We start from the raw sequence: 15767 nt of genomic DNA on the forward strand, positions 1-15767 counted from the left end.
GCTACTCGATCAGCAGGCAGCAGAAGATCGAGCCGTATCCGGGAAAGCGCGCCCCAGCGCTTTCCCGTCGGCGAACGCTGGACGCTCTGCAGAACGCGCCCTTGGCCCGAGCCGACCGCGAGGAGCCGGGCAGGGACCGGCTCCTCAGAAGGCCGAGCCGTATCCGGGAAAGCGCGTTCGAGCGCTTTCCCGTCGGCGAACGCAGGACGCTCTGCGGAACGCGCCCATCCGCTCGAGCCGACCGCGGGACGCCCGGCAAGGACGGGCGTCCGAATCAACTCAGAACCAGGGGGACTCGCGCACGTCCTTCATGGCGGCGCGGCGGTGCTCCTTGGAGAGGCGGTCGAGGTAGAGGCGGCCGTCGAGGTGGTCGCACTCGTGCTGCAGCGCCTGCGCCATCAGTCCGTCGCCCTCGAGGACGACCTCGTTGCCGTCGAGGTCGGTGCCGCGGACCTTGGCGTGCGGGTAGCGGACGGCCGGGTACCAGAGGTTGGGCACCGAGAGGCAGCCCTCGTCCACCGGCTGCGGCTCGCCGGTCAGCTCGACGATCTCGGGGTTCAGGATGTACCCGACGACGCCGTCGACGTTGTAGCTGAAGGCACGGAGGTTCACGCCGATCTGCGGGGCGGCGACGCCGGCGCGGCCGGGCGGGCGGACGCTGTCGACGAGGTCCTCGACCAGTCCGCGGATCCCGTCGTCGATCGTCTCGATCGGAGCCGACGGGGTCTTGAGGACGGGATCTCCGAAGATCCGGATCTGGCGTTCGGTCATGTGGTGCGCTCCCTCAGGGCCTCCTCCGCTTTCAGGAGGGCGTTCTCGACGACTTCGCTCGCCGCCGGATGCGGCCAGTACTGGCTGCGGGCGAGTCCGTGGACGCCGCGTCCGACGCTGGCGGCCTGGACGAGCGGCTGAATGAGGATACTCGCCTGCGGGCCCATCAGGTGCGCGCCGAGAAGGGCGCCGTCGAGTCCGACGACCAGGATGCAGACGCTCGAGTCGTCCTCGAGCGCCCAGCCGAAGGCGGTCGAGCCGTACTCCTGGCTGACCGAGATCGCCGCGACGCCGGCCTCCTCGGCGTCCGCCAGCGTCATCCCGAAGTGGGCGATCTGCGGGTGGGCGAAGATCGCGCCGGGCACGGGCGAGAGGGTGTTGCGCTGCGGGTCGTCGGGATGCAGGAGGTTGTGCGCGACGATCCGGGCCTCGTGGTTGGCGACGTGCTTGAGCTGCCACTCCGAGGAGACGTCTCCGAGTGCGTACAGCCCGGAGACGGGGACGCCGCCCGAGAGCACGCGCTGCTCGAGGTCGACGGCGATCCGTCCGTCCGGATGCAGATCGATCCCGACGGAGGCGGCGGCGAGGGTGTCGCTGTTGGGGTCGCGTCCGAGGGCGACGAGCAGCACGTCCGTCTCGACGCTCGACCCGTCGCTGAACGTGACGACGAGCCCGTCGTCGCCCGCGTCGACCTGCTCGGCCGTGACGCCGGTGCGCACGTCCCAGCGCTCGCGGGCGATCGCGGTGAAGCGCCGCGCGATGTCCTCGTCGAGCGAGCGCAGGAGGCGGTCGCTCCGGACGGCGACGGTGACCGCGGTGCCGAAGGCGGAGAAGACGTGGGCGAACTCGACGGCGACGGCTCCTCCGCCGAGGATCACCATCCGCTCGGGGAGGTCGTCGAGCCGCATGATCGAGGACGAGTCGTGGATGCGCGCGTCGGGCGCGTACGCCGCCAGGAGAGGGCGGGGCCGGGAGCCGGCGGCGATGACGACGCGGGGCGCGCTGATCCGGGTGCCGCTCGCGCTCACGAGCACGTGGGGACGGGTCCCGTCGCCGAGCGACTCGAAGCCGAAGCTCTCGCGGAGCACCGTGATGTTCGGCGAGCGCTCGTCGCGGTACTCCAGCCCGGCCCGGCTGATCGTGTCGGTGCGGCCGAAGACGCGATCGCGGACGGCCTCCCACTCGGGTCGTGCGACGCGTCCGCGCACGCCGATCGGCGCCCCCTGGTCGACATCGGTGACCACGTCGGCCACGTGCACGAACATCTTGGTCGGGATGCAGCCCGCGTTGAGGCAGGTGCCGCCGAACCACTCCCCGTCGTCCAGGAGCGCGACTCGGGAGTCGTCGTATTCGGGACCGACGATCGAGTTGCCGGAACCGGCACCGATGACGATCAGGTCGAACTGCTCGGCGGCGTCGCCCGCCGCGTCAGGCACGCCGGACCGGCATGCCTTCGACGACGAGCGCGGCCAGCAGGCGCGCCGCGTCCTTCGTGGCGGGACGCAGGTGCTCCCACTTCACGACCGAGCCGGCGGCCAGCACCGGGTCGTAGGGGATCCGGACGATGTCGCGCACCCGCGAGCGGAAGTGCGACTCGATCTCCTCGAGCTTCACGAGGCTCGTCCCCTGGGTGGCGGTGTTCAGCGCGACGACGGCGTTCTTCACGAGAGCGCCGTGGCCGTTCGCGTCGAGCCAGGTGAGGGTCTCGGACGCGAGGCGCGCCTCGTCGATGCTCCCGCCCGACACGATGACGACCGTGTCGGCCCTCTGCAGCGTGGGTCGCATCACCGAGTGCACGATGCCCGTGCCGCAGTCGGTGAGCATGATCGAGTAGAACCGCTCGACGAGGTCCGCGACCACGTTGTAGTCGTCCTCGTCGAACGCCTCGGAGAGCATCGGATCGGTGTCGGAGGCGAGGACGTCCAGTCGCGTCTCGTCGCGGGACACCATCGTCGAGAAGTCGGTGAAGCCGGCGACTCCGGAGGCGCGGTTGACGACGTCGCGGACGGTGGCGCGGGTCTGCTTCGGCACGCGCTCGGCGAGAGTGCCGCGGTCGGGGTTGGCGTCGACCGCGATGATGCGGTCCTCGCGGGCATCGGCCAGCGCCATGCCGAGCAGGGTCGTGACGGTGGTCTTGCCGACGCCGCCCTTGCGGGTCATCACCGGGACGAAGCGGGTGCCGCCCTCGAACTGGCGGCTGATCCGCTCCCCCATCGCCTTCCAGGCCTGCTCCTTCGCGGAGTCGCCGAGGTTCACGGTGTGGAAGGTGACGGTGTAGACGAAGCGGTTCCAGCCGGAGGTCGGCGCGGGGCGCGTGCGGCGGTTCACCTCGAGGAGGCGGTCGGCCGTCAGCATCGAGGACGACTCGGGGCCGGAGCCGGAGGGGGTGCCGGAGCCCTCGGACTCGGCTCGGAGCCGGTCGCGCCGCGTGGCGCTGCGGGTCTGCTCGGCCGCGGAGGTCTCGGCGGAGTCCGTCGCGGGAGCCTCGCTCCGTCCGCGCAGTCGCTCGCCCGGCTCCTCGGGGAGCACGGAGACCTCGTCGCGCGAGGCGGAGCCCGCGGAGACGGGGCCCGCGCCACCGGCGGGATCGGGTTCCGGCGGTGCGACGTGCGACGAGCGCGGCGACGGGATGCCGAGCGTGCCGACGTCGACGGAGTCGTCGTCGACGGGCGCGGGCGCCGTGGAGCGGCGCCGCAGCGGCGGATCGAGCCGCACGCCGTCGGGGATCCGGGTCGGAGCCGTGTCGCTCGCGCGGGGCGCGTACTGCGTCGAGTCCCTCACCGCGTCCAGCGCGGTGCGGGGCACGGGGCCGGTGTCGGGCTGTTCGTCGTTGCGCTCATCCATGCGAACGAGCCTCCTTCCGCTTGCGGTCAGTGTACCGGCGGCCCGTTCGGGGGCGCCGGGCCTTGGAGCGCCCGGGCTCCGACTGCTAGGGCCGGTGGTCACAGGCCCTGGGACGCCTCGACGACGACCAGCAGATCGCCCGCGTCGACCTGCTGCGTGACCGGGACGGCCAGCCGCCGGACGCGCCCGCGACCGGTGTCGTGATGGCCGCCTCCATCTTCATCGCCTCGATCGTCGCGATCGCGGCGCCCGCCGCCACGACGTCGCCCACGGCGACCTTGAGCGTCACGACCCCCGCGAACGGAGCGGCGACCTGGCCCGGCACGGTCCGATCCGCCTTCTCGGCGCTCGTCGTGTCGACCGCGACGGTCGTGTCGCGGACGAAGACCGGCCGCAGCTGCCCGTTCAGCGTGGTCATCACCGTCCGCATGCCCTTGTCGTCCACGTCGCCGATCGCCTCGAGCCCGACGTAGAGGCGGACGCCGCGCGCGATCTCGACCACGTGCTCCTCGCCCTGCCGGAGGCCGTAGAGGTAGTCGGCCGTGTCGAGGGCGGAGACGTCGCCGTAGGACTCGCGCACGTCGAGGAACTGCTGGGCGGGGCCCGGGAACAGCAGCCGGTTCAGGGTCGCGCGCCGGGCGCCCGCGTCGTCGCCGAGCAGCACCGCGCGGTCCTCGGACGAGAGGTCGGCGACTCCGATGCGCACGTCGCGGCCCTCGAGCACCCGAGTGCGGAACGGCTCGGGCCAGCCGCCGGGCAGCTCGCCGAGCTCGCCCGCCATGAAGCCGACGACGGAGTCGGGGATGTCGTAGTCCTGCGGGTTCTCGGCGAAGTCGGCCGGGTCGGCGTCGACGGCGGCGAGGTGGAGGGCGAGATCGCCGACGACCTTGGAGGACGGCGTGACCTTGGGGACCCGCCCGAGGATCCCGTTCGCCGCGGCGTAGAGGTCCTCGACCACCTCGAACCGGTCGGCGAGGCCGAGGGCGATCGCCTGCTGGCGCAGGTTCGAGAGCTGGCCTCCCGGGATCTCGTGCCGGTACACGCGCCCGGTCGGCCCGGGCAGTCCGGACTCGAACGGGCGGTAGAGGCGGCGGACCGCCTCCCAGTACGGCTCGAGATCCGAGACGGCTCCGAGGTCGAGTCCGGTGTCGCGGGGGGTGTGCGCGAGCGCGGCGACCAGCGCCGAGAGCGAGGGCTGGCTCGTGGTGCCCGCCATCGGCGCGGACGCGGCGTCCACGGCGTCGGCTCCCGCCTCCGCCGCGGCGAGGAGGGTGGCGAGCTGACCGCCGGGAGTGTCGTGGGTGTGCACGTGGACCGGCAGGTCGAACCTCCCGCGCAGGGCCTCGACGAGGCGGGCGGCGGCGTACGGGCGGAGCAGTCCCGCCATGTCCTTGATCGCCAGCACGTGCGCCCCCGCCTCGACGATCTGCTCGGCGAGGCGGAGGTAGTAGTCGAGCGTGTAGAGGTCCTCGGCCGGATCGAGCAGGTCGCCGGTGTAGCAGACGGCCACCTCGGCGACGGTCGTGCCCGTCGCGAGGACGGCGTCGATGGCGGGCCTCATCTGCGACACGTCGTTCAGCGCGTCGAAGACGCGGAAGACGTCGACGCCGGTGTCCGCGGCCTCGCGGACGAACGCATCGGTCACCTCCGTCGGGTACGGGGTGTAGCCGACGGTGTTGCGGCCGCGGAGGAGCATCTGGATCGCGACGTTCGGCAGGGCCGAGCGCAGGGCCGCGAGCCGCTCCCACGGGTCCTCGCCGAGGAAGCGGAGCGCGACGTCGTAGGTGGCACCGCCCCACGCCTCGACCGAGAGCAGCTGCGGTGCGAGCCGGGCGACGGAGGGGGCGACCGCCACGAGGTCGCGGGAGCGGACCCGCGTCGCCAGGAGGGACTGGTGCGCGTCGCGGAAGGTCGTGTCCGTGACCGCGAGGGCGGTCTGCGCGCGCAGGGCGTCGGCGAAGCCCTTCGGACCGAGCTCCAGCAGGCGCTGCCTGGACCCGGCGGGAGCAGGAGCCGCGAGGTCGACGGCCGGCAGCTTGTCGACGGGCGGCAGGCCCGGCGGTCGGGCGCCGTGCGGCTGGTTCACCGTGACCTCGGCGAGCCAGGTCAGCAGCTTCGTGCCCCGGTCGCGGGACTCGCGGCCGGCGAGCAGCTCCGGCCTCTCGTCGATGAACGAGGTGCTGAGGTCTCCCGCGGCGAACGAAGCATCATCCAGCACGGCCTGCAGGAACGGGATGTTCGTCGAGACGCCGCGGATCCGGAACTCGGCGAGAGCGCGCTTGGCGCGGGCCACCGCCGCCGGGAAGTCGCGGCCTCGGCAGGTGAGCTTGGCGAGCATCGAGTCGAAGTGCGGGCTGATCTGCGCACCCGGGTTGATCGTGCCGCCGTCGAGGCGGATCCCGCCACCGCCCGGGGAGCGGTAGGTCGTGATCTTGCCGGTGTCCGGGCGGAAGCCGGCCGCCGGATCCTCGGTCGTGATGCGGCATTGCAGCGCGGCTCCGTGCAGCCGCAGCTCGCCCTGGGTCAGCCCGAGCTCGGCGAGCGTCGCTCCCGCCGCGATCCGCATCTGCGAGGCGACCAGATCGACGTCCGTCACCTCCTCCGTCACCGTGTGCTCGACCTGGATGCGCGGGTTCATCTCGATGAAGACGTGCTCGCCCGCCCGCTCCCCCGCGGTATCCAGGAGGAACTCGACCGTCCCCGCGTTGACGTACCCGATCGAGCGGGCGAAGGCGATCGCGTCGCGGTGCATGGCCTGCCGGGTGTCCTCGTCGAGGTTCGGCGCGGGCGCGATCTCGACGACCTTCTGGTGCCGGCGCTGCACCGAGCAGTCGCGCTCGAAGAGGTGGACCGTCTCGCCGTCGGCGTCGGCGAGGATCTGCACCTCGATGTGCCGGGGCCGGACGACCGCCTGCTCGAGGAACATCGTGGGATCGCCGAACGCGCTGTCGGCCTCCCGCATGGCGGCCTCGAGGGCCGCGCGGAGGTCCTCCGGAGCGTCGACGCGGCGCATCCCCCGGCCGCCCCCTCCGGCGACGGCCTTCGCGAAGATCGGGAAGCCGATCTCCTCGGCGCCCGCGAGCAGCTCGTCGAGATCGCGAGACGCCGGGGTGGAGCGCAGCACCGGCACGCCCGCGGCCCGCGCGTGCTCCTTCGCCGTGACCTTGTTGCCCGCCATCTCGAGGACCCGGGCCGGAGGACCGATGAACGCGATGCCGGCGTCGGCGGCCGCTCGCGCGAGCTCGGGGTTCTCGGAGAGGAACCCGTAGCCGGGGTAGATCGCGTCGGCACCGCACTCGAGGGCGACCCGGATGATCTCGGCCACATCGAGGTAGGCCCGGACCGGATGGCCCTTCTCACCGATCTGGTACGCCTCGTCGGCCTTCAGCCGGTGCATCGAATTGCGGTCCTCGTAAGGGAACACGGCGACGGTGCGCGCCCCGAGCTCGTACGCGGCGCGGAACGCCCGGATCGCGATCTCGCCGCGATTGGCCACAAGGATCTTCGAGAACACGGCAGTCCTTCGGGTCGGTCCTCCGCGGGCGACGGGGAGCCGGGAGTGCGACGTCGCACCCCCGTTTCCGCATCCCCGGCCGGATGGCGCGCAGGGAACGGTTAGGTTCTCCCACCCTAGTGAAAGTAAAGTAACCAGCCATGCATGTACTCAGCGTGAGCTCCCTCAAGGGCGGCGTCGGCAAGACCACGGTGACCCTCGGCCTCGCGTCCGCAGCGTTCTCGAAGGGTCTGCGAACGCTCGTCGTGGACCTCGACCCCCAGTCCGACGTCTCCACCGGCATGGACATCAACGTCGCCGGCCATCTCAACATCGCCGATGTGCTGACGTCGCCGAAGGAGAAGATCGTCCGCTCGGCGATCGCCCCCTCCGGATGGACGAAGGAGCACCACGGCACCATCGACGTGCTCATCGGCAGCCCGTCGGCGATCAACTTCGACGGACCGCACCCGAGCATCCGCGACATCTGGAAGCTCGAGGAGGCGCTCGCGAGCGTCGAGGCCGACTACGACCTCGTGCTCATCGACTGCGCCCCGTCGCTCAATGCGCTGACGCGCACGGCCTGGGCGGCGAGCGACCGCGTCGCCGTCGTCACCGAGCCCGGCCTCTTCTCGGTCGCGGCCGCCGATCGCGCTCTGCGCGCGATCGAGGAGATCCGCCGCGGTCTCAGCCCGCGCCTGCAGCCCCTCGGCATCATCGTGAACCGCGCGCGCGTCCAGTCGCTCGAGCACCAGTTCCGGATCAAGGAGCTGCGCGACATGTTCGGCCCGCTGGTGCTCAGCCCCCAGCTGCCGGAGCGCACCTCGCTGCAGCAGGCGCAGGGAGCGGCGAAGCCCGTGCACGTCTGGCCGGGCGAGAGCGCCCAGGAGATGGCGCACAACTTCGACCTGCTGCTCGACCGGGTCATCCGCACGGGCCGCATCGGCGAGCAGGTGCCCGCGGGGAAGTAGAGCCCACCGCTTCTCGACGACGGCGTCGCAGCTCCGGCTGCGGCGCCGTCGTCGTCGGGCCGGACGGGCGGTGCGGTGACGGCCGGCGCTGGTGGATCTCGATGCGCCCGCTGCGCGGGCTGCTCGATCAGCAGAGGCCGCGGAACCACGGATCAGCAGGGGCAGGCGGGAGCCTGCAGGTGACCGGAGAGGCGGTCAGCCGACCTTGCGGGAGGCGCGGCGCTGAGCGAGCTCGTCCATCGGGTCGACCGACTGGCTGCCGAGGTCGACGAGGCTGGACTCGACCTCGCGGAGCACCTTGCCCACGGCGATGCCGAAGACGCCCTGGCCGCGGCTGAGGAGGTCGATGACCTCGTCGTTCGACGTGCACAGGTACACGCTCGCGCCGTCGCTCATCAGCGTCGTCTGAGCGAGGTCGTCGACCCCGGACTCGCGGAGCTGGGTGACCGCGGTGCGGATCTGCTGGAGGGAGATGCCGGTGTCGAGCAGGCGCTTGACCAGCTTGAGCACGAGGATGTCGCGGAAGCCGTAGAGGCGCTGGGTGCCGGAACCCGAGGCGCCGCGCACAGTGGGCTCGACGAGCTCGGTGCGGGCCCAGTAGTCGAGCTGGCGGTAGGTGATCCCGGCCGCACGGGCGGCGACCGCGCCGCGGTAGCCCGCGCTGGCGTCGAGATCGGGGAGTCCGTCGGTGAACAGGACGAGGTCGCGCTGGCCGCTGACGTCGCGGCGGACTTCTCTCATCCCGTGGCCTTCCGGATCCGAACGCCGGATCGTCCGAACGCGCTCCCTACGGTACTCACCCGGGGGTGCCGAGTAAACGACATCGGGTCGACGGCCGCGGCGTGTCGTCGCGGCGGCGGGATCAGGAGCGCGCGATCCGCGTGAGGGCGCTGCGGACCATGGCGCTCCGGATCGTCCCGAGCTGGGCCGCGAGCCCGATCGCGTTCTCGGTGGCGCTCGCGGAGCCGGAGACGTCGCCCCGGCGGGCGCTCGACGCGACGACGCTCTCGATCAGGGACATCTCGCGCTCGACCGCCACGCGCAGCGGGCGGAGGTGGCGCGGCTCGATGCCCGAGCGGGAGAGCTCGACGAGGGCCTTGAGGGTCGTCACCGCCTCCTCGCCGTAGAACTCGCCACCGCGCACGAGACCCGCGCCGATCGCCTCCTGCAGGAGCGCGGTGCTCGCTCCGGACTCCTGCGCGAGCTGCTCGCGCGTGAGCCGCGACGCCGGGGCGAGCAGGGAGGCGGGCGCGCCGCCCACTCCGCTCGGGAGCACCGGCTCCCGGCCGGCGTCGACGTCGTCGAGGTAGCCGCGGATCACCTTCAACGGAAGGTAGTGGTCGCGCTGGAGCGCGAGGATCATGCGGAGCCGCTCGACGTCCGCTCCGGAGAACTTGCGGTACCCGGAGTCGGTGCGCGCGGGCGAGACGAGTCCCTGCTCCTCGAGGAAGCGGAGCTTGGACGGGGTGACGTCGGGGAACTCGGTCGTCAGGCGGGACAGGACCTGCCCGATGCTCAGCAGAGCGGCCGGACCGGACGGGAGGGCCCGGGCGGTGGTGCGCCCCACGGTCTACGCGTCCGGAGCGGCGACGAGGTCGGCGCGGGACGCGTAGAAGGTGAGCCGGAACTTGCCGACCTGCACCTCGGAGCCGTCGGTCAGCAGTGCGGACTCGATGCGCACGCCGTCGAAGTAGGTGCCGTTGAGCGACCCGAGGTCGCGGACCTCGAAGCCGGTACCGCGGCGGACGAACTCCGCGTGACGGCGCGAGACGGTGACGTCGTCGAGGAAGATGCCGGCATCGGGGTGCCGGCCGACCGTCGTCGAGTCGGTGTCGAGGAGGAACCGCGCTCCGGTGTTCGGACCGCGGCGCACGACCAGGAGGGCGGACCCGGAGGGCAGGGCGCCCACGGCCTCGGCCTCCTCGCGGGAGGCGCGGTTGTCGAGCGCAGCGAGCTGCGCACCGATGTCGTCGGTGAACGTGAGAGTCGTGTCCGTCGAGGGCTCGACGGGCTCGGACTTCAGCGGTTCGGTGGATGATGCTCCACGCACGGGCTCGGCCAAGACGTACCTCCTATCCGTTCAGCGTATCGGAATCCGGGGGCCCGCCGGACCCGGAGTTCTCCAAGCGGACCCCGCGGACGAGACCGGCCGTCTGCACCGCGTAGACGATCCCCGCCCACCAGTAGAGGAAGGCACCCCAGAGCGCGAACGCCCAGGCGATGGGCAGCGAGGCCGGTGCGAGATCGGGGAACGCCTGCCCGAGCATGATGAGCGGCAGGGCGTAGAACAGGCAGAACGTCGCGAACTTGCCGAGGTGGTGCACCGGGAGCGGTCCGTAGCCGGTGTTGGCCAGGATCACGGCGAGGACGACGAGCATCAGATCCCGCGCGACCAGCACGGCGACCAGCCACCACGGCACGAGCTCGCGGAACGCGAGGCCGAGCACCGTCGCGAAGATGTACAGCCGGTCGGCCGCCGGATCGAGGATGCGCCCGAGGCGCGTCATCTGGTCGAAGCGGCGCGCGATCCAGCCGTCGAGGTAGTCGGTGAGGCTCGAGACCACGAGCGTCAGCAGCGCCAGAGCGTCCTCCCCCTCGATCACGAGGACGAGGAACACGGGGACGAGCGCCAGGCGCACCATGCTCAGGACGTTGGGGACCGTCCAGATCCGGTCCTCTCCCACGCGCGCCATGCGCTCAGCCTACGGGCGGGCCCGGGGCGCGCGGGTCAGCGCTTGTCGCGCCAGACCCGCTCGAACGGGAGGCGCCAGGCGTGCGGCGCGATCAGCTGGTGGATCGCGTTCGGGCCCCAGGAGCCGGGGGCGTAGAGGCGCACGGGCGGCGGATCCTGCAGCAGCGGCGCCGAGACCTCCCAGAGGCGCTCGATGCCCTCGGCGGTGGTGAAGAGCGTGTGGTCGCCGCGCATCGCGTCCAGGATCAGCCGCTCGTACGCCTCGAGGGCGTCGCCGGCGCGGTCGGTCTCCTGCAGCGCGAACTGCATGCTGAGCTTGTCCAGGCGCATGCCCGGGCCCGGCCGCTTGCCGTAGAAGGACAGCGAGACCTTGGAGGCGTCGGCGAGATCGAAGGTGAGGTGGTCGGGGCCGTGGGCGCCGACTCCGGAGCCCTGCGGGAACATGCTCTTCGGGGGCTCGCGGAACGCGATCGAGATGATGCGCTGCCCCTCCGCCATGCGCTTGCCCGTGCGGAGGTAGAACGGCACGCCCGCCCAGCGCCAGTTGTCGATCTCGCACTTCAGCGCGACGAAGGTGTCGGTCTCGGAGTCGGGGGCGACGCCGGGCTCCTCGCGGTAGCCGATGTACTGGCCGCGCACGACGTTCTCGGGGTTCAGCGGCCGCATCGAGCGGAAGACCTTGTTCTTCTCCTCGCTGATCGCCTGGGGCTCGAGGGCGGTCGGCGGCTCCATCGCCATGAACGCGAGGACCTGGAACAGGTGCGTGACCACCATGTCCTTGTAGGCGCCGGTCGACTCGTAGAACTCGGCGCGACGGTCGAGGGTCAGCTTCTCGGGGATGTCGATCTGGACGTGGTCGATGAAGTTGCGGTTCCAGATCGGCTCGAAGAGGCCGTTGGCGAAGCGGAAGGCGAGGATGTTCTGCGCCGGCTCCTTGCCGAGGAAGTGGTCGATCCGGAAGATCTGCTCCTCGTCGAACGTCTCGTGCAGCTCGGCGTTGAGGACCACGGCGCTCTCGAGGTCGACGCCGAAGGGCTTCTCCATGATGATGCGGGAGCGCTCGACCAGGCCGGCCTCGGCGAGCATCCGCACGACCGACAGCGCGGCCCGGGGCGGCACGCTGAGGTAGTGGAGGCGGCTGACGTCCGGGCCCAGCTCCCTCTCGGCCGACATCACGGCCTCGGCCAGAGCCGCCGGACCCGCCGACTGCGGGACGTAGCAGAGCTTCGAGGCGAACTCGTCCCACTGCGCGCGGGTGAGCGAGCGGCTGCCGAACTCGTCGTAGGCGAGCTTCGCGAACGCTCGGAACGACTCGTCGTCGTGCTCCTCGAGCGAGGTCCCGACGATGCGGACGTCGGGCGCGAGGGAGGACAGCGCCAGATGCGCCATGCCGGGGATGAGCTTGCGCCGGGCCAGATCGCCCACCGCCCCGAAGAGCACGACGACGTGAGGAGCGGCCTGCTCTGTCTGGACGGCGGGAGCGGAGGGTGCGGGTGTCACGGTCACACCTCCGATCATTCCATTGCGAAACGAGACCCGGGCGTCATCCGCCCGATACGAGGCGCCGCTAATGTCTGTCAGGTGCCTCCGATCTCCGACGCGCCAGCCGCGACCGCAGCACCCGTCCCCACCTCCGCCGACGGCACCGTCGCGCCGCCCCTCGACGACCGCATCCGTGCGGACGTCCACCTCCTGGGCGAGCTCCTCGGACAGGTCCTCCGCGAATCCGGGGACCCGACGCTCTACACCGACGTCGAGCGCCTGCGCGCGCTGACGATCAGCGCGTACGACGGCGGACGACCGGAGGACCTCGCCGATGCGGAGGAGTTCGTCGCGTCGCTCTCGCCCGAGCGCGCCGAGGAGGTGGCGCGCGCCTTCACCTGCTACTTCCACCTCGTCAACGTGGCGGAGGAGTTCCACCGGGTGCGCGTGCTCCGCAAGCGCGAGGCCGATGCCGGCGCGCAGTCGCCCGAGGACTCGATCACCGCGTCGGTCGCGACGCTCACCGCCGAGCTCGGCGAGGAGGAGGCGTTCGAGCGCCTCTCGCGCCTCGAGTTCCGCCCCGTGCTGACCGCGCACCCCACCGAGGCGCGCCGCCGGGCCGTCGCCTCGACCATCCGTCGCATCAGCGCGCTGCTCGAGCAGCGCGACGACCCGCGCACGGGCGGCGTGGTGCTGCTCGAGAACCGCCGGCGCCTGCTCGCCGACGTCGACACCCTGTGGCGCACCGCGCCGCTGCGCGAGTCGAAGCCGTCCCCGCTGGACGAGGTGCGCACGGCGATGAGCGTCTTCGACGAGTCGCTGTTCTCGGTCCTCCCCCGGGTGTACCGGCGCCTGGACGACGCCCTCCAGGGCGAGGCGTCGGGGACCCGCGCTCCGATCGCCCCCGCCTTCGTGCGGCTGGGCACCTGGATCGGCGGCGACCGCGACGGGAACCCCTTCGTGACCGCCGAGACCACCCTCGCGGCCGTCGGCATCGCGTCCGAGCACGTGCTCATGGGGCTCGAGCGGGTCGCGCGCCGCGTGGGCCGCGCCCTGACGCTCGACGCCTCGACCACTCCGCCGTCCGACGACGTGCTCGCGCTCTGGGACGCGTGCACGAGCCGGGCACCCGAGCTCGCCGCCGACATCGCCGACCGCTCCCCCAACGAGACGCACCGCCGCGTGCTGCTCTTCGCGGCCGAGCGCCTGGCCGCGACGCGCTCCGGCGCCGCGCTGGCGTACTCCTCGGCCGCCGAGCTGATGGGCGACCTGCGGACGCTGCAGGAGTCCCTCCTCGCCGCCGGCGACGCCCGCTCGGCCTACGGCGACCTGCAGAACATGATCTGGCAGGTCGAGACCTTCGGCTTCCACCTGGCCGAGATCGAGGTGCGCCAGCACTCGAAGGTGCACCGCGAGACGATCGCGGCGATCCGGTCCGGCGGCGCACTCGACGAGCGCAGCGAGGAGGTGCTCTCGGTGTTCCGCGCGATCGCGACCGTGCAGGAGCGCTTCGGGGTCGACGCCGCCCGCCGCTACATCGTCTCGTTCACCCAGTCCTCGGACGACCTGCGGACCGTGTTCGAGCTCGCCGACGCGGCGACGGAGGGGCACCCGCCGGTCATCGACGCGATCCCGCTCTTCGAGACCTTCGCCGACCTGGACGCGTCGACCGACATCCTCGCCGAGATGATCCGTCTTCCCCAGGTGCGGAAGCGCCTCGACGAGACCGGCAACCGCCTCGAGGTGATGCTCGGCTACTCCGACTCGTCGAAGGACGTCGGCCCCGTCTCGGCGACGCTGGCGCTCTACGACGCGCAGGCGCGCATCGCGAAGTGGGCGGCCGACGAGGGCATCGTCCTCACGCTGTTCCACGGCCGCGGAGGCGCACTGGGGCGCGGCGGCGGACCCGCCAACCGCGCGGTGCTGGCGCAGCCGCCGGGATCGGTCGACGGCCGCTTCAAGCTGACGGAGCAGGGCGAGGTCATCTTCGCGCGCTACGGCAACCCGGACATCGCGACCCGGCACATCGAGCAGGTCGCCGGCGCGACCCTCCTCGCCTCCTCCCCCTCGGTGGGCGAGCGCAACGCCGCGGCGGCCGACCGCTTCCGCGAGGTCGCCGAGACGATGGACCGCGAGTCGCGCAAGCGCTTCTTCGAGCTGGTCAAGGCCGACGGCTTCGCGCCCTGGTTCGCCAGGGTCACCCCGCAGGAGGAGGTGGGCCTGCTCGCGCTCGGCTCGCGCCCCGCGCGCCGGGGCCTCTCGGTTGAGTCGCTCGAGGACCTGCGGGCGATCCCGTGGGTGTTCGCCTGGACGCAGGCCCGGGTGAACCTGACCGGCTGGTTCGGCCTGGGCAGCGCGCTGGAGGCCGTGGGCGACCTCGAGCTGCTCCGCTCGGCGTACGCCTCGTGGCCGCTGTTCACGACGATGATCGACAACGTCGAGATGTCGCTGGCGAAGACCGACGAGGGCATCGCGCGCCGCTACCTGGCGCTCGACTCGCGGGACGACCTGGCGGCGCTCGTGCTCGACGAGATGGAGTCGACCCGGCGCTGGGTGCTCTCGATCACGGGCGAGGAGAGCCTGCTCACCGGACACCGCGTACTGGGCCGGGCGGTGCGGCTGCGCACTCCGTACGTCAACGCGCTCTCGCTGCTGCAGCTGCGGGCGCTGCGCGCCCTGCGCACGGATCCGGGCGGCTCGGGGACGGAGCAGAACCAGCGCCTGCTGCTGCTCGCGGTCAACGGCGTCGCCGCGGGCCTGCAGAACACGGGCTGATCAGGGCGCGTCCCGGAACGACGGAACCCCCGCCGACCACGTGGTCGGCGGGGGTTCCGTCGTTCGAGCGTCAGATCCGGGCGCCGTCGGCGAACTCCTCCGGGCCGGCGGCCTCCTGGGCGGCCTTCGCCTCGTCGTACTGGCGGCGCACCTCGACCATGTCGAGACCGCGCACCTGCTCGATCAGGTTGTCGAGCGCGGGGGCGGGCAGCGCGCCGGGCTGCGCCATCAGCGGGATGCCGTCGCGGTAGACGACGAGGGTCGGGATGGAGGAGATGCCGTAGCTCGCGGCGAGCTGCTGCTGGTCCTCCGTGTCGACCTTCGCGAACGTGATGTCAGCGTTCTTGTCGCTCGACGCCTCGAAGACCGGGGCGAACTGGCGGCACGGGCCGCACCAGGCCGCCCAGAAGTCGATGAGGACGATGCCGTCGGAGACGGTCTGGTCGTGGGAGTCGAGGGTCATCGTGGTCGTAGCCATGCCCACTCCAACCCGTGCGGGCGCCCGGCTATTCCCCGCCCGGCTTCCGGGGGGCGAGGAGATCGAGCAGCACACGGGGGCCGATGGCGGCGGCTCCGAGCGCGGTCACGCGCGCGATCAGCCCGCGATCGGCGGTCACCACTCCGGCGGGGACGTCGAGAGCGCTCACCAGCGCCACGATCGCGTCGTCGCCCGAGCCGTCCGCGACTCGATCCGGAGGCGCTGCGGCGGGGCGGCGGCGAGCGCGGCCTCGGTGCCGGC

General features: G+C 72.1%; 12 protein-coding genes and 1 pseudogene. 2 read left to right on the forward strand and 11 right to left on the reverse strand.

Going from position 1 to position 15767, the window contains the following annotated elements:
- Positions 1-279 precede the first annotated feature (279 nt).
- The 4 genes and pseudogenes from def to B0T42_RS12670 all read right to left on the reverse strand — a co-directional run bounded on the left by def (position 280) and on the right by B0T42_RS12670 (position 7129).
- On the reverse strand, positions 280-771 hold the full coding sequence (gene def, locus B0T42_RS12655; RefSeq protein ID WP_077223461.1) for a peptide deformylase: 492 nt from the start codon (positions 769-771) through the stop codon (positions 280-282).
- On the reverse strand, positions 768-2207 hold the full coding sequence (locus B0T42_RS12660) for a mycothione reductase (protein ID WP_077223462.1): 1440 nt from the start codon (positions 2205-2207) through the stop codon (positions 768-770). The genes def and B0T42_RS12660 overlap by 4 nt, the downstream gene beginning before the upstream one ends.
- Positions 2200-3615, reverse strand: coding sequence for a MinD/ParA family ATP-binding protein (locus B0T42_RS12665; protein WP_077223463.1), 1416 nt, complete (start codon positions 3613-3615; stop codon positions 2200-2202). The genes B0T42_RS12660 and B0T42_RS12665 overlap by 8 nt, the downstream gene beginning before the upstream one ends.
- 98 nt (positions 3616-3713) lie before the next feature.
- Positions 3714-7129 (reverse strand): annotated as a pseudogene (locus B0T42_RS12670) (pyruvate carboxylase).
- Between the two features lie 140 nt (positions 7130-7269).
- On the opposite strand from B0T42_RS12670, the gene B0T42_RS12675 reads away from it, so the two are divergent.
- Entirely contained in the window at positions 7270-8079 is an 810-nt protein-coding gene (locus tag B0T42_RS12675; protein WP_055794914.1) for a ParA family protein, read from the forward strand.
- 195 nt (positions 8080-8274) lie between these two features.
- Here B0T42_RS12675 and B0T42_RS12680 read toward each other — a convergent pair whose 3' ends face one another.
- The 5 genes from B0T42_RS12680 to zwf form a co-directional block, all read right to left on the reverse strand.
- Positions 8275-8820 (reverse strand): MerR family transcriptional regulator, encoded by a 546-nt coding sequence (locus tag B0T42_RS12680; RefSeq protein WP_056867286.1) that lies wholly within the window; start codon positions 8818-8820, stop codon positions 8275-8277.
- A 121-nt stretch (positions 8821-8941) separates the two neighbouring features.
- Positions 8942-9646 carry a transcriptional regulator FtsR gene (ftsR, locus tag B0T42_RS12685; RefSeq protein WP_077223464.1) on the reverse strand — a complete coding sequence of 235 codons (705 nt, stop codon included), beginning with the start codon at positions 9644-9646 and terminating at the stop codon, positions 8942-8944.
- 3 nt (positions 9647-9649) lie between these two features.
- Positions 9650-10102, reverse strand: a complete 453-nt coding sequence (locus tag B0T42_RS12690; protein WP_236720268.1) for an FHA domain-containing protein — start codon at positions 10100-10102, stop codon at positions 9650-9652.
- Between the two features lie 49 nt (positions 10103-10151).
- Positions 10152-10772, reverse strand: coding sequence for a CDP-alcohol phosphatidyltransferase family protein (locus B0T42_RS12695; protein WP_077223465.1), 621 nt, complete (start codon positions 10770-10772; stop codon positions 10152-10154).
- A gap of 35 nt (positions 10773-10807) precedes the next feature.
- Positions 10808-12271: a glucose-6-phosphate dehydrogenase gene (gene zwf, locus B0T42_RS12700; protein WP_077223469.1), complete on the reverse strand. Its 1464-nt coding sequence runs from the start codon at positions 12269-12271 to the stop codon at positions 10808-10810.
- 81 nt (positions 12272-12352) lie between these two features.
- Between zwf and B0T42_RS12705 the strand changes: the two genes are divergently transcribed.
- The gene (locus tag B0T42_RS12705) at positions 12353-15028 is read left to right on the forward strand and encodes a phosphoenolpyruvate carboxylase (protein WP_446737377.1); all 2676 of its coding nucleotides are present in this window, start codon (positions 12353-12355) and stop codon (positions 15026-15028) included.
- A 70-nt stretch (positions 15029-15098) separates the two neighbouring features.
- Here the strand turns inward: B0T42_RS12705 and trxA are convergent, their stop codons facing one another.
- Both trxA and B0T42_RS21420 read right to left on the reverse strand, forming a co-directional pair.
- Entirely contained in the window at positions 15099-15506 is a 408-nt protein-coding gene (gene trxA / locus B0T42_RS12710; protein WP_077223466.1) for a thioredoxin, read from the reverse strand.
- Positions 15507-15534: 28 nt separating this feature from the next.
- Positions 15535-15767 (reverse strand): PIN domain-containing protein (locus B0T42_RS21420; RefSeq protein WP_476748437.1); only part of this gene is annotated, 233 nt, incomplete at its 5' end.

Source organism: Rathayibacter rhapontici (assembly GCF_001995175.1).
Lineage (GTDB): Bacteria > Actinomycetota > Actinomycetes > Actinomycetales > Microbacteriaceae > Rathayibacter.

Excerpts from the sequence above, each read along its gene's own strand:
- def (WP_077223461.1), bottom strand. The coding sequence starts at position 771 with ATGACCGAACGCCAGATCCGGATCTTCGGAGATCCCGTCCTCAAGACC.
- B0T42_RS12665 (WP_077223463.1), bottom strand. The coding sequence starts at position 3,615 with ATGGATGAGCGCAACGACGAACAGCCCGACACCGGCCCCGTGCCCCGC.
- B0T42_RS12675 (WP_055794914.1), top strand. The coding sequence starts at position 7,270 with ATGCATGTACTCAGCGTGAGCTCCCTCAAGGGCGGCGTCGGCAAGACC.
- B0T42_RS12680 (WP_056867286.1), bottom strand. The coding sequence starts at position 8,820 with ATGAGAGAAGTCCGCCGCGACGTCAGCGGCCAGCGCGACCTCGTCCTG.
- B0T42_RS12695 (WP_077223465.1), bottom strand. The coding sequence starts at position 10,772 with ATGGCGCGCGTGGGAGAGGACCGGATCTGGACGGTCCCCAACGTCCTG.
- trxA (WP_077223466.1), bottom strand. The coding sequence starts at position 15,506 with ATGGCTACGACCACGATGACCCTCGACTCCCACGACCAGACCGTCTCC.